This is a genomic window from Enteractinococcus fodinae (assembly GCF_031458395.1).
GTDB classification, from domain to species: Bacteria; Actinomycetota; Actinomycetes; order Actinomycetales; family Micrococcaceae; genus Yaniella; species Yaniella fodinae.
Genome location: NZ_JAVDYJ010000001.1, coordinates 621,973 through 635,708, shown reverse-complemented (window position 1 = coordinate 635,708; position 13,736 = coordinate 621,973). Strand labels below are relative to the sequence as shown.

Here is a 13,736-nt window from a genome sequence, read left to right as displayed (position 1 = left end):
CATGTCATCGTTGCGCACAGTGAATCAGCAGGACGTCGAACCAAAAAATAAACTCGACAAATTTTTCAAAATTTCCCAACGTGGTTCGACCCTCGGTGCTGAACTCCGTGGCGGGCTCGCCACCTTCCTGGCCATGAGCTACATCATTGTGCTCAACCCCCTGGTCTTATCCGGGCCCGACGGCTCGGGTGGACAACTCGGCATCTCGGCGGTCGCAGCATCCACGGCGTTGATTGCCGCACTGATCACGGTCCTGATGGGCCTGTGGGCCAACCACCCCTTCGCGCTGGCCGCCGGGCTGGGCGTCAACGCTTTGTTAGCCATCACCATTGCCACCACCCCGGAACTGACGTGGCCAGAGGCCATGGGTCTGGTAGTTTTAGCCGGGCTGGTCATGGTCGTGCTGGTGCTCACCGGGTTTCGAACCGCCGTCTTCCGGGCGGTCCCCGACCCGATCAAGACCGGCATTGTGGTGGGCATCGGTCTGTTTATTACCCTGATCGGATTGGTGAATTCCGGGTTCGTCCGTCGCCTCCCCGATGAAGCCGGCACCACGGTGCCCCTTGGGCTCGGTATCGGCGGGGAGCTGACCGGCTGGCCCGTATTGGTCTTTGTGGTCGGCCTGTTACTCACCGCCATCCTGGTGGCTCGGAAAGTGCCCGGCGCGATCCTGATCGGCATTGTTGTCTCGACGGTTTTCGCCAACATTGTTGAAGCCGTCTTCAACATTGGCCCTTCCGTGGACGAGGCCGGCAACGTCAACCCCGAAGGCTGGAGCCTGGTTGCCCCGTCGATGCCCGGCTGGAGTGCTCCGGATTTGAGCCTGCTGGGCGAATTCTCTTTTGGCGCGTTTTCCTCCATCGGCGCTATCGCGGCGTCCTTGCTCGTCTTTGCGATCTTGCTGTCGGTATTTTTCGATGCCATGGGCACCTCGGTGGGCCTGGCCCGCGAAGCCGGCAACGTAGACCAGGTCGGCAACATTCCGAACCTGCACCGCGTACTACTCGTCGATGCGGTGGGCGTGTCGGCCGGTGGCGCCGGTTCGGCCTCCTCAACCCAGATCTTCGTCGAATCCGGTACCGGGATCGGCGAAGGCGCCCGCACCGGTTTGGCCTCGGTGGTGACCGGGGTGCTGTTCTTGGCCGCCATGTTCTTGACCCCGCTGATCTACCTGGTGCCCTTCGAAGCCGTCGCCCCGGCACTGGTCGTGGTGGGCTTTATGATGGTCTCGCAGGTAACCCAAATTGATTGGAACGACGTGGGCGCTGCGATCCCAGCGTTCCTCACGTTCGCGCTGATGCCGTTTACCTATTCAATCGTCAACGGCATTGGTGCCGGGCTGGTCGCTTACGCGGTGATCCGGACCGGACAAGGCCGCTTCCGCGAAGTCCACCCCCTGCTGTGGGTCGTGGCCATCGCGTTTGTGTTCTATTTCGGGATGGGCGTCTTCGAGGACCTGTTGGGACTCTAAGTCCCTATAGTGGAAATCATGACTGCTACCCCTCCAAAAGCCACACGAGTCCCCGTTACCACGGTCCACCACGGCGTGGAACTTACGGATGACTGGGACTGGCTCAAAGACCCAGACAACCCAGACACCATTGCCCATCTCAATGCTGAGAACGCTTACACCGATGCGGTGACCGCAGACCAACAAGCACTGCGCGAGACCATATTCGCTGAGATCAAATCCCACACGGTAGAAACCGACATGTCGGTGCCGTCGCGGATTGACGACTGGTGGTATTTCACCCGGACCGAAGAAGGTGCCCAGTACAGCGTGCACTGCCGCGTACCGGTCGTCGATGATTCGTGGGAGCCACCCCAGATCCAGCGCGGTGAACCGCTGGAGGGCGAACAGGTCATCCTCGACGGCAACGTTGAAGCCGAAAAGGTTCCGTTCTTCTCCCTGGGCGGCATGACAGTCTCACCCGACGGAAACCTGCTGGCCTACCTGGTGGACGAAACCGGCGATGAGCGCTTCACCCTGCGTATCCGGGATTTACGCACCGGGGAACAACTCCCCGACGAGATTTCCGGCCTGGCCTACGGCATCGCCTTTGACCCCTCGGGCACCCGCGTGTTCTATATGGAACCCGATGAAGCCTGGCGTCCGTACCGGCTCAAGTCTCACCGCATCGGCACCGATGTGGCCATCGACGCGCTGCTCTACCAGGAAGATGACCCCCAAATGTGGGGCGGATTCGGCTTGAGCCCGGATAAAACCAAACTGATCTTGGAACTTGGCAACTCTGAAGTTACCGAAACCCACGTCCTGGATCTGGAAACCATCGCCGCCCCGTTGGAGCTGGTCATCAGCCGTTCCGAACGCTCACTGCACGACGTGCTGCCGGTGGGCGACCAGTATCTGATCACGCATAACCGTGCCGCCGACGGCACCCAGCTGCCCAATAATCAGGTCTCGATCGTGGATGCTGATCAGGTGGCCGACCGTTCCGTATGGCGCACCGTATTCGCCCACTCCGAGACCATCAAACTCGACGGGGTCGGCGTGACGCGCGAATACCTCTTTGCTGCGGTGCGCGCCGAAACCACCCCGCGCATGTGGGTTCTCCCGTTAGCGGGACTTGGCACCCAGGCCCAAGCCGAGGTCGTCGAACCGGCATTCCCCGAAGAGCTCTACTCTGCTTCACCGGTGGGCCAGCACATCGACTCGCCCTATATCCGTTTGGCCTACACCTCCTGGATCACCCCGGCGCAAATCCTGGACTACGATCCGGCAACCAATTCCTCCCACTTACGTCGCGCCACCGAAGTTCCCGGCTACGATCCCGACCTATACCTGGTCGAACGCTGGTGGGCCCCGGCAGAATCCACCGACCGCCGAGTGGCTATCCCCCTGACCGTCATCCGGCACAAAGATGTCGAATGGAACGGCGATAACCCAGCGCTGATCTACGGCTACGGTTCTTATGAGATGTCCATGGACCCGGCTTTTGGTCCATCACGGTTATCGCTGTTGGACCGTGGCGTGATCTACGTGGTGGCCCACGTCCGCGGCGGTGGCGAACTGGGGCGCGCCTGGTATGAAAACGGTAAAAAGCTTGCGAAAAAGAATTCGTTTACCGACTTCATCGACGCGACCCGCTTCGTGGCCTCCTCCGGCTGGGTCCACCCTAATCGGATCGCGGCCATGGGTGGTTCAGCCGGCGGATTGCTCATGGGTGGCGTACTGAATATGGCACCAGAGCTCTACCGGGTCTGCGTGGCCCAAGTACCCTTCGTTGATGCGCTGACTTCGATTTTGGATCCCGACCTGCCGCTGACCGCGCTGGAGTGGGAAGAATGGGGTAACCCAATCGAAGATAAGGAAGTCTTCGACTACATGCTCAGCTACACCCCGTACCACAACGTGCGCGAAACCAACTATCCGGCGATCGCCGCCGTCACCTCGCTGCACGACACCCGAGTGCTCTACGTCGAACCCGCCAAATGGGTCCAACAACTGCGAGCCACCGCAACCAACGACCAGGACACTGCGCTGGCTGAAGGCGGCTCCCCCATCGTGCTGAAAACCGAAATGGAAGGCGGCCACGGCGGAGCCTCCGGTCGGTACCGCGCCTGGGAAGACCGGGCTTGGGACTTCGCCTTCATCCTGACCGCCCTCAACGCCCAAGACCTCAAATTCCCACAGGAGGACACATGAACATCAAAGCCGGCATCGTAGGCTACGGAAACCTCGGCCAAGCCGTGGAATACCTCATCGGCAAGCTCGATGACTTCGAACTCTTCGGCATTTTCTCCCGCCGCGAGACCCTCGACACGAACGCGACCGTCTACCCGGTAGCCGATGCGCACAAGTACAAAGACGACATCGACGTGTTGTTTTTGTGCGTGGGTTCAGCCACTGACATTCCAGAACAAGCTGCTGGATTCGCCGAACACTTCACCACCGTGGACACTTACGATAACCACTCCAAGGTGGCCGAACATTATGCGGCAATGGATCAAGCAGCCAAAGCCAACGACAACGTAGCCATCGTGTCGACCGGTTGGGATCCAGGCCTGTTCTCCATGAATCGGGTGCTTGGACTATCGCTGTTTCCCGAGCCCATCCAGAACACGTTCTGGGGGAAGGGCCTGTCGCAGGGTCACTCAGATGCGGTTCGTCAGGTTGCCGGGGTGAGACGCGGGGTGCAATACACCATCCCGGCACAAGATGCCATTGATCAGGCCCGGGCCGGCAACGGGCAGGGCCTATCGAAGACCACCTCCCACGAGCGGATCGTCTACATCGTGGCTGATGCAGCAGATCACGATCGGATTCGTGAAGAAATCACCACGATGCCCGACTACTTCGAACCCTACGACACCACCGTGCATTTCGTGTCCAACGAGGAATTCGAACGCGATCACCAGGGCGCACCACATGGTGGATATGTCATCACGACTGGTGATCTGCAGGGCCATAATGCCAGCGTCGAGTTCAGCCTCGCACTCGAATCAAACCCAAACTTCACCGCAGCCGCCATGGTTGCTTTCGGTCGGGCAGCAGCTCGGTTGAAAGACCAGGGCAACTCAGGCGCGTACACCGTGCTGGAAGTGCCACTGTACCTCCTTAGCCAACAGTCGTTGCAGGAGATGATGGAGACCGGACTGGTCTAACTCACTCTTCCAACACCCTATGCCCCCGCTCCACGTACTGGAGCGGGGGCATTTTGCTAGACGTCGTCGATGAATGATCGTCTCTATATAGGCGCTCTTGTAGCGTGGAGACGTAATGGAACCCACAACCCGTTACGCAACGATCAGACGTCATATCCCGATGCTGACCACAGCGGTCATCGCATTGGTTTCAGCCATTCTTGCCGCAAGTATCGGCCACTGGTACCGGGCCATCGTGGCCGTGCTCACCATGATCCCGACCATCGCACCGTGGATTGTCGAAAAGTGGGCGAAGATACATATTCCGCTGAACCTGCAGTGGCAATATGCCGCCCTGCTCCTGGCCGGACCCTATGGCGGTGAATATTTAGGCATGTACCAGCGAGGCCCATGGGATAAGTTGGTCCACCTGTACTCCGGGTTTGCCGTGGGCTTTGGTCTGGTCTTTGCATTGGGTCTCATCTTGCGCAAATATCAACTGTGGCTGCCACTGTGGTTCGAAGTGGCCATCCTCGTGGTTGCGAAAGGTTTCGTTGCTCTGGTGTGGGAGATCGCTGAGTTCGTGTGGGATTTGGTGCTAGGAACCTCGGCTCAGGACCACAACTTTGACACCATGACCGACATGATCCTTGGCACCTCCCCGGCAATTTTCACCGGTTGGGCACTGGCTCGGTACCGGACCAAGGGACGCTTCACGTATATCGAGTCATTGCTGAATGCACCGCAGCCGACTGAATTTTTCACCAAAGCGCGCAGGTAATTCCCTACCCGTCACGGATGGTGTCAGTCGTTTCGAGACGTCGCGAGTAACTCTTGGACTCGCGCACCCGGCCACTCTGCTAAGAACCTCCGGTAGCTGGCCAGACGGTCCTCGAGTTCCCGTTGAAACTCTGCCGGCTCTAAGTATGACTCATACGGGTGCGGAATCGGGCTGGTTCGGTGGTGTTCGTTGATCCCGTGCGCACCTGAGGCATAAACCCGGGCTTGTTCTTCCCAATCGGCGGCACCACCGGGAATGTCGGGTAACTGCAGCATCAAGCCCAGCACCAAGCCGGTACGATCTCGGCCGGCAGTGCAGTGTAAGACGGTCCCGCCTGTTTCCCAGGATTCCAAAACCGTTGCAATGGCAGTAGCGACCCGGTCACCAAAGGTCTCCATGGTGTCGTGATACGCGTCCGGATGCATCGGATACGGCGCATGACGTTGCCAAAAGGACTCGTGATGGATGTCTTCAACCGGTAAGTGAATCCGCTCAATTGCTGCCGGGACCGCCGGGGCTGGATCGTGTTCGCGGGCTTTGATCTCCGGTGGGGTCCGAACATCAATCACGGTTGCCACGCCGTCGGCAAGCATTTGTTGCCACCCGGTGGCGTCCACCCACTCGGCACGCCCCATTCGCCACAGGCCGTCTCGGACCTGCCAGGCATTGCGGGCTCCGGACCACTTTGCTGGGTGAAGATACTGCACTTGAGACCTGACCATGTTGTATAGACTATGCCATGTGAGTAACTATCCTGTGCCAGAAAAAGTTTCCGATATCTTCGACCCGAACCAGTGGCGTACCGTCCAAGGTTTCGATTTCCAAGACATCACATACCACCGCCATGTTGAACGCGACGGCGACGGCAACTGGGTCCGCGACCTGGGCACCGTGCGTATCGCCTTTGACCGTCCCGAAGTGCGCAACGCCTTCCGACCCGGAACCGTGGATGAACTCTACCGAGCCATCGACCACGCTCGCATGACCTCAGATGTAGGCACCGTGTTACTCACCGGCAACGGCCCCTCTCCCAAAGACGGCGGACATTCCTTCTGCTCCGGCGGTGACCAACGCATTCGCGGCCGCGATGGTTATCGGTATGCCGAAGGGGAGACCGCAGAATCCGTCGATCCAGCACGCGCCGGGCGACTCCACATTCTAGAAGTCCAGCGCCTGATGCGCACCAGCCCCAAAGTCGTCATTGCGGTGGTCAATGGATGGGCGGCAGGGGGCGGTCACTCGCTGCACGTGGTCTCAGACCTGACCCTTGCCTCGAAACAGCACGGGAAATTCAAACAGACCGATGCGACCGTCGGGTCCTTCGATGCCGGGTACGGATCGGCACTGTTGGCGCGCCACGTTGGGCAAAAGCGTGCCCGCGAGATCTTCTTCACTGCGCGCGAGTATTCTGCAGATCAGATGGTGGAGATGGGCGCGGTGAACGAATCGGTCGACCACGAACAGCTTGAAACCGTCGCGCTCGAATACGCGGCAGATATCAATGCCCAGTCCCCGCAGGCCATTCGGATGCTGAAATATGCGTTCAACCTCGCTGACGACGGAATGGCCGGTCAACAGGTCTTCGCCGGTGAAGCTACCCGCATGGGGTACATGACCGATGAGGCCGTCGAAGGCCGGGATGCTTTCTTAGAAAAACGCGATCCAGACTGGTCACAGTTCCCGTATTACTTCTAATGGACGTCTATCAAGCACTCGCATCGGGCACACCGTTCGAGGCCACCGCTACGGGTGTCATGCCCCGCCCGGACATTACCGACCCGGTTCGGGGCCACCCTGAGGCAGTCGCCGTCGTCCGAACCTCGGGTTCTACTGGCACCCCAAAACAGACCATACTCACTGCCTCCGCACTGGCCGCATCTGCCAAAGCTACCGCTGAACATATCGGTGGCGAAGGTCAGTGGCTGCTCGCCGTGGGCACCCAGTACGTAGCCGGACTGGCAGTGGTGTCCCGCTCGGTGCAAGCCGGCACCACGCCGGTGGTCATCGACCCAAGTTTTGGTCCCGAAGCATTCGTTGCCGGGACGCAACAGTTAGACCATGACTTCACCGCGGTCTCAATGGTGCCCACCCAGATGCTGCAGCTGCTTGACCACGATGAGGCGATAACTGCTTTGCAGTCGTATTCGGCGATCCTGGTCGGTGGCGCAGCCATCCCTGCGCGCATCACGGACGCCGCACAGCAATATGGCCTGAAGCTGTATAAGACCTACGGGATGTCGGAAACCTGCGGTGGCTGTGTTTATGACGGTATTCCCCTGCCGGGCGTGACCGTGGATACGGTCGAACACCACGGGGTCGAGCGACTGCGTATCACCGGTCCGATGGTGGCCGCAGGTTACTTTGATGATCCCGAGCTCACCGCCGCCCATTTCTCCGCCGGCTCGTATCTGACCGATGACTACGGGACCGTCACCGACGGGACGGTTCAGGTTTTTGGTCGCTTAGATGATGTGATCAACACCGGTGGGGTCAAAGTATCGGCCGCCCAGGTGCAAAACGTCTTGCAGCATTGGATGCCAGCAGCATTTGTGACCGGCCTGCCCGATGACCGGTGGGGGCAACGGGTCAGCGCTGTGATCACCGGAGACACCTCGCAGGAGGTCTTAGCGGACGCGATTCGGTCAGCACTGGGTGCCCCCGCGGTGCCCAAGACGTGGTTACGCGTCGAGTCATTGCCGATGTTAGACAACGGCAAACCGGATCGCATCACTCTCACCGAATGGTTAGCAAAGGAATAGTATTGGCTTCGTTTTCTCAGTGGGTGGCAGCCGCCCGCTTACGCACCCTGCCCATGGCGATCGCACCGGTGGTGGTGGGCAGTGCTGCAGCCGCCGAACTCGACTCATTTCACGCGGGCAAAGCCCTGCTGGCCCTGATCGTGGCGTTAGCCCTACAAATCGGGGTGAACTATTCCAATGACTATTCCGATGGGATTCGAGGCACCGATGACCAGCGGGTTGGCCCGTTCCGGCTGACCGGTTCTGGGGCGGCAGCGCCCGTCACCGTGCGCAATATGGCCTTTGCCTTTTACGGGCTGGCAGCGGTCGCTGGGCTGGCGCTGACGGTGTGGTCGCAAGCCTGGTGGCTGATGATCATCGGGGTCGCGTCTATTGTTGCGGCGTGGTTCTATACCGGCGGGAAAAAACCCTATGGCTATCTCGGACTGGGCGAAGTCTTTGTTTTCGTGTTCTTTGGTCTGGTTGCTGTGCTGGGTACGACCTACACCCAAGCCGGAGAGATCTCGGGCCTGGCGGTCACGGGGGCGGTCGGTACCGGACTGGTCTCTACCGCACTGCTGATGGCCAATAATGTCCGCGATATTCCCACGGATACCGAGGCCGGCAAGAAGACGCTGGCCGTCCGGTTAGGTGACACGAAAGCCCGCTGGTCGTATCCGATCATGCTGGCCGTCGCCATCGGTGTGCCCCTGCTGTACGCGCAGGAACATCCCTGGTTGTGGCTGATGCTGATCCTGCTGGTGGCCTCGGTCCGGCCCTCGTTGATCATGCTGGAAGCGGAAGAACGCGGTGAGCTGATTCCGGTGCTGAAAATGACCGGTTTATTTGGGATCCTCTACGCCATTGTGTTCACCCTGGGCGTTGTCCTGTAGGTCTTCCGCGTCGGCGAAACGGCCTCGTGTGTAGGCGTCTTCGGCGTCGGCATCATCGACGGCGACCTTGTTGCGTTTGCGTGAATCCAGGGCCCGAATGAGGTCTTCTGAGGCTTCTTTCCGCAGCTTTGGGGTGAACAGGTATGTCAGGGCGAACCCGGTGATCAGACCGACCGCTAATGCGTAAAACACGTTGTTCGTGAAGAACACGGTGATAAAAAATCCGACCCCAAAGAGTAAGAATCTCAGGGCCGTATACAGCCAAAATTTCATGAAGTCTCCATTCTTGGCTAGGTGTGCTTTAAAGCCTACGAGTTCGTAAGATGGGTGCCATGCCACGTTTGTTAATTCCACTGATCCTCGTATCCCTGGGCATCATGATTTATGCCCTCATTGAGGCTATTTCGACGCCGTCGGAGCGGATACGCATCATGCCCAAAGGCGTGTGGATCGTCGTCATTGTACTGGTCCCGTTGGTCGGTGGTGTGCTGTGGCTGTTATTTGGCAACGAGAACTCCTACCTGGCGTCCACGGTGCAGGGTTTCAAGAAGGCCTCCGGGCCCACTCGTCCATCGAATCCTGACGACGACGAGGAGTTTCTCCGCCAGTTAGATATCCAGCGGGCCCAAGAGCGCAAGGCTCGAGAACTGCGGGAACGCGAAGCAGAGCTTCGTCGTCGGGAAGAAAAATTCAAGAAGAAGCCTGATTCAGAAGCTGACTCTGACGACGCCGATGAGGATCAGAACCCGGCATAAGAGTGCAGCGACGGGAAGTACAGGTTGACGATCGTGACATTGAACACGATGGATGAGAATCCGATGATGTTCAGCCACGCTGACCTAGTGCCGGTCCAACCGCGGGTCGCACGGGCGTGCAAGTACCCGGCGTAGATGACCCAAATGACGAACGTCCAGACCTCTTTCGCATCCCAGTTCCAGTAGCGTCCCCAGGCCTGTTCGGCCCAGATGGCACCGGCGATCAGGGTGAAGGTCCACATCACGAACCCGATCGCATTGAGTCGGTAGGACCAGTTCTCCAACGCGAGCGAGGATGGCACCAGGCGCATGAAACCGGTGGCTGGGCCGCGTTTTTCTGCACGTTGTTTCATCAGCTGCAGCAGGGACATCGCACAGGTTATCGCAAAGATCCCGTAGGCAATCACGGCCACCGAGACGTGAGTGATCAGCCACCAGGATTGCAGGGCCGGTTGGACGTTACCCACCGGGGTGGGGAAACCGATGGTTGCGGCCATCATCATCAACAGCACCACACCCGAAACGAAGGTGCCGACGAAACGCAGATCTTTGCGAATCAAAAACAGCAGGTAGACCAACGAGATGACCAGCGCCCCGGAGGTCATGAATTCATAGAGGTTGCCCCACGGCGCCCGGGAGGCCGCCACGGCACGAGCAACGACCGCGAAGGCGTGAGCCAGCGTCGCTACCGCCATGATGGCCACGGCGATATTGGCCGCGGGCCGTTTGACGCCATCGGTGTATTCCATATCGTCAGAGACCAGCTGATGACGTCTGGTCGAGCCACTGGGCTCATCGACGCCGGGACCGCCGGCGCCCACGAGCTGTTTGGACTCCTGGGTTTCTAGCTCGGCCTCAAGTTTTTTAATAGACCGCGAGGCGGTGGCCATATCCCAGGAGAAGAATAGGAAAGCCACTAAATAGATCAGGGCTGCAATCAGCATGAAGAGTTCGCTGTACTGAGCCAGCGTTTCATTGACGGGTGTCATGAGTCCTCCGAAGTGGTTGGCGGGATGACCGGCCAAGTGTTGTCGAATGTTTGACGAAGCTTGATATTTTCATCGCGCAGCCCGAAGGTCTCCCCGCGTGCCAGCAGCCCGTATTCGATGACGGTGTGACCATCTTGTTCACTGGCTTTAACCCATGCGCGACGACGACGAACGTACAGGGAGAAGACCAGTGCGATCAGCGCCAGGGTCGCGAAGAAGCCCACACCCCATTTGGAAGGGTCGTAGTGGAGGTCAAGGCCGACGTAGCGATCCCAGGAGTTAAAGGTAATGCTACCCATGTTCTCTGGGAGCTCGTAGGTGTCCCCCAGGCCCAGCGTGATGCCCCCGTAGTCGTTATTCCGGGAGTTCAGTTCGGTCATAGTCTCGGTATCGAGCACGTACACGTTCTGTGGGATGCCCGAATCCAGTCCGATGTCGCCGTAGTAGGAGTTCAGGATCATCTCGGGATTGTACGCATCGGGGTCAATGGATATTGCGACCCCGTCATCGCCGGTGTATGAGGTGGGTAAGAACATCCCGACAAAGCCCAGCTGCTCAGGACGGGCATCGGGGACCTTGAGTACGACCAGCGAGCTGTTGACGTTGGGGTCCTGAATTTGGGCGATGACCGGGCCGGAGTAGGCCACATCGCCATTGCCGTCGGTCACCGTGACGTTGGGCGCGTATCCATTTCCGACCAGGAAGATCCGGACTCCATCAATGGTCAGCGGGTCGTTGACTTTGATCTCATCCTGATAAGGTTCTTCACCCGGTGCCGGAATGACTTGCATGCTGGCCGTGTAGTCGAGTGCCTGCCCGAAGTGCGACTCGGATTCGCGGTCGAAGACGATGTCGAAGTCTTCGAGCTGTATCGAAAACGGGTGGAGCCGGTCTTCGGAGAATGCTGTGCCGGGGGTGAAGGAGTCATAGGAGACCAGGTTGTTGGTAAACCCGTCCCCTTCAACAATGATCTTTTGGCCCTCGTATTTGAACAGGCCGCCGATCCCCATGAACACGATGACGCCTAATAACCCGAAGTGGAACAAAATATTGCCGACTTCGCGGAGGTAGCCGCGTTCGGCTCCCACGGAGCCGTCGCGCAGTTCGGTGCGGTACCCGGCTTTTTTGAGGATACCTTGGGCATCTACTAGGGCCTGGTCCGGGGTGGGTCCGTGGGCTTCCAATACCAGTTGCCCGTATTCGGGCAGGCGTTTGAGATTGCGTGGTGTCCGGGCTGGAGGTTGACGCAGGGTCTTGAAGTGTTGGCGTCCGCGCGGCCACAGACACCCCACCAGGGAGACCATCAGCAACAGGTAGATCGCCGAGAACCAGACCGAGGAGTAGACGTCAAACATCCCCACCGCATCCAGAATAGGACCGAGCGTGGGGTTATCTTCGATCCAGGTTTCGACGACGTCGGCGCCGGCTCGACGCTGTGGGAACAACGAACCGGGCACAGCAGCTACGGCCAGTAGCAACAGCAGCATCAGCGCGGTGCGCATACTGGTCAACTGATTCCATACGAAGCGCAGCGTACCCCGGAAGCCGAGCGCCGGCATGGCGGGCTGCTGCTGTTTGGGTTGTTTTAGTTTGGTACTCAAATCGGTAGTGTCACCTCGTTGGTAAACCAGCCTTGCAGCTGGTTAACCCAGTCAGTCCACAGCCCGGTAGCCATGGCCAGACCGAGCAGAATTAACAGGACACCACCGGCACGCATGATGAATAGGCGGTGTTTGCGGAAAAAGGCCAGGCGTTTCATACCACGCGAGAAGCCCAGGGCCAGCAGGATAAAAGGAATGCCGAGCCCGAGCGAATAGACGACCGCCAAGATGCCACCGCGCCACATATTCTCAGTGCCTGCGGTGGACATCGCGATCACGGCCGCCATGGTCGGCCCGATGCACGGGGCCCATCCCAGTCCAAAAATCATTCCCAATACAGGTGCGCCCCATAGTCCCGCTGTGGGTTGGTATTGGAGCTTTCGGTCACGCTGGAAAAATGATAGGCCGCCCATAAACACGATGCCCATCAGGATGACGACCAGCCCTAGCACCTGGGTGAGCCATTGGCCATCGCCTTTGAGCCAGATGAACACCCGGCTCAGCAGCAAGCCGGCGGTCACGAATACGACGGTAAATCCCAGCACAAACAGGCTGGTACCGGTGAGCATTCGGCCGCGTCGAGTATCTTCCACGCTGGCACCCGATAGGCCGGAAACATAACCAAGGTACCCGGGAGCCAGCGGGAGTACGCACGGGGACAAAAAGGAGACGAGTCCGGCCAGTGCCGCAACCGGCATTGCTAGCCACATGGACCCGTCTAGTGCGATCTCGGCGAACGGGTTATTCATTCCTCCACCACGCCGCTGAGCAGTGAGTTCAGCGTCGAACGCTCCACGGCACCCAACACGCGAGCTGCAACGCGACCCTCATCGTCGAGGATCAGGGTGGTTGGGACAGCCTGGGGCGGCACGTAGTCGGCGAAGTCTAAGAGTACTTTGCCGTCGCGGCCTTCAATGGAGGGGTAATCGATGTTGAAGTTGCGTTCGAAAGCGGCTGCGGTATCGGCGCCGTCGCGGACATTGACACCCACGAAGGTGACGTCATCGGCGTATTGTTCACTGAGTTCGGCAAGGTCTGGGGCTTCAACACGGCAGGGGGCACACGAGGCGTACCAGAAGTTCACTAGCGCTGGCCCGTCGAGGGTGTCTGCCGAGATGGTTTCGCCGGTGAAGGTTTCACCGGAGAATTCGACGGTTTCGCTGCGTTCGTCGATCGCCAATTCCATGACGGAGCCATCCCCGGCAATATAGTTTTTGCCGCCGGAGTTGCCGGCTTGGGCGGCCAATGGGTCATCACCCGAGCACGCGGTGAATAGTACGGACCCCGCAATGGCTAGGCCGATCAGTGCGCGTGACGTCTTGTTCCTCACAAGTTCTCCCTTTCAAATACCGCGGAAGAGTCTAGTTCTGGTTA

Annotated in this window: 14 protein-coding genes; 8 read left to right on the top strand and 6 right to left on the bottom strand. The window is 59.1% G+C overall.

Translation table 11 applies throughout. From position 1 onward, the window contains the following. The first annotated feature begins 1 nt into the window (after position 1). The 4 genes from J2S62_RS02955 to J2S62_RS02940 all read left to right on the top strand — a co-directional run bounded on the left by J2S62_RS02955 (position 2) and on the right by J2S62_RS02940 (position 5,386). On the top strand, positions 2-1,471 hold the full coding sequence (locus J2S62_RS02955; RefSeq protein ID WP_310171240.1) for an NCS2 family permease: 1,470 nt from the start codon (positions 2-4) through the stop codon (positions 1,469-1,471). A gap of 18 nt (positions 1,472-1,489) precedes the next feature. Next, positions 1,490-3,667 (top strand): S9 family peptidase, encoded by a 2,178-nt coding sequence (locus J2S62_RS02950; protein ID WP_310171238.1) that lies wholly within the window; start codon positions 1,490-1,492, stop codon positions 3,665-3,667. Beyond that, positions 3,664-4,626: a diaminopimelate dehydrogenase gene (locus J2S62_RS02945; protein WP_310171236.1), complete on the top strand. Its 963-nt coding sequence runs from the start codon at positions 3,664-3,666 to the stop codon at positions 4,624-4,626. Before J2S62_RS02950 ends, J2S62_RS02945 begins: the two co-directional genes overlap by 4 nt. Before the next feature lie 115 nt (positions 4,627-4,741). Further along, entirely contained in the window at positions 4,742-5,386 is a 645-nt protein-coding gene (locus J2S62_RS02940; protein ID WP_310171234.1) for a hypothetical protein, read from the top strand. A gap of 23 nt (positions 5,387-5,409) precedes the next feature. Here J2S62_RS02940 and J2S62_RS02935 read toward each other — a convergent pair whose 3' ends face one another. After that, positions 5,410-6,108, bottom strand: coding sequence for a tyrosine-protein phosphatase (locus J2S62_RS02935; RefSeq protein ID WP_310171232.1), 699 nt, complete (start codon positions 6,106-6,108; stop codon positions 5,410-5,412). 19 nt (positions 6,109-6,127) lie between these two features. Between J2S62_RS02935 and J2S62_RS02930 the strand changes: the two genes are divergently transcribed. The 3 genes from J2S62_RS02930 to J2S62_RS02920 are packed head-to-tail and all read left to right on the top strand — an operon-like array spanning position 6,128 to position 9,017. Then, positions 6,128-7,081, top strand: coding sequence for a 1,4-dihydroxy-2-naphthoyl-CoA synthase (locus J2S62_RS02930; RefSeq protein ID WP_310171230.1), 954 nt, complete (start codon positions 6,128-6,130; stop codon positions 7,079-7,081). Further along, positions 7,081-8,145, top strand: a complete 1,065-nt coding sequence (locus J2S62_RS02925) for an AMP-binding protein (RefSeq protein WP_310171227.1) — start codon at positions 7,081-7,083, stop codon at positions 8,143-8,145. Before J2S62_RS02930 ends, J2S62_RS02925 begins: the two co-directional genes overlap by 1 nt. A gap of 2 nt (positions 8,146-8,147) precedes the next feature. Beyond that, positions 8,148-9,017, top strand: a complete 870-nt coding sequence (locus tag J2S62_RS02920; protein ID WP_310171225.1) for a 1,4-dihydroxy-2-naphthoate polyprenyltransferase — start codon at positions 8,148-8,150, stop codon at positions 9,015-9,017. Here J2S62_RS02920 and J2S62_RS02915 read toward each other — a convergent pair. Beyond that, positions 8,967-9,290 carry a DUF4229 domain-containing protein gene (locus J2S62_RS02915; protein ID WP_310171223.1) on the bottom strand — a complete coding sequence of 108 codons (324 nt, stop codon included), beginning with the start codon at positions 9,288-9,290 and terminating at the stop codon, positions 8,967-8,969. The two genes, J2S62_RS02920 and J2S62_RS02915, sit on opposite strands and share 51 nt — an antisense overlap. Before the next feature lie 59 nt (positions 9,291-9,349). Here J2S62_RS02915 and J2S62_RS02910 point away from each other — a divergent pair, with 59 nt between their 5' ends. Continuing rightward, entirely contained in the window at positions 9,350-9,772 is a 423-nt protein-coding gene (locus tag J2S62_RS02910) for a PLDc N-terminal domain-containing protein (RefSeq protein ID WP_310171221.1), read from the top strand. Here the strand turns inward: J2S62_RS02910 and ccsB are convergent. From ccsB to J2S62_RS02890, 4 genes are read right to left on the bottom strand one after another with little or no spacing between them, the layout of a single operon-like run. After that, the gene (gene ccsB / locus J2S62_RS02905) at positions 9,757-10,761 is read right to left on the bottom strand and encodes a c-type cytochrome biogenesis protein CcsB (RefSeq protein WP_310171218.1); all 1,005 of its coding nucleotides are present in this window, start codon (positions 10,759-10,761) and stop codon (positions 9,757-9,759) included. The two genes, J2S62_RS02910 and ccsB, sit on opposite strands and share 16 nt — an antisense overlap. After that, on the bottom strand, positions 10,758-12,362 hold the full coding sequence (gene resB / locus J2S62_RS02900) for a cytochrome c biogenesis protein ResB (RefSeq protein ID WP_310171215.1): 1,605 nt from the start codon (positions 12,360-12,362) through the stop codon (positions 10,758-10,760). Before resB ends, ccsB begins: the two co-directional genes overlap by 4 nt. Beyond that, complete coding sequence (locus J2S62_RS02895; protein WP_310171212.1) at positions 12,359-13,111, bottom strand: cytochrome c biogenesis CcdA family protein; 753 nt, start codon at positions 13,109-13,111, stop codon at positions 12,359-12,361. Before J2S62_RS02895 ends, resB begins: the two co-directional genes overlap by 4 nt. Then, on the bottom strand, positions 13,108-13,692 hold the full coding sequence (locus J2S62_RS02890) for a TlpA family protein disulfide reductase (protein ID WP_310171207.1): 585 nt from the start codon (positions 13,690-13,692) through the stop codon (positions 13,108-13,110). Before J2S62_RS02890 ends, J2S62_RS02895 begins: the two co-directional genes overlap by 4 nt. Positions 13,693-13,736: the final 44 nt, after the last annotated feature.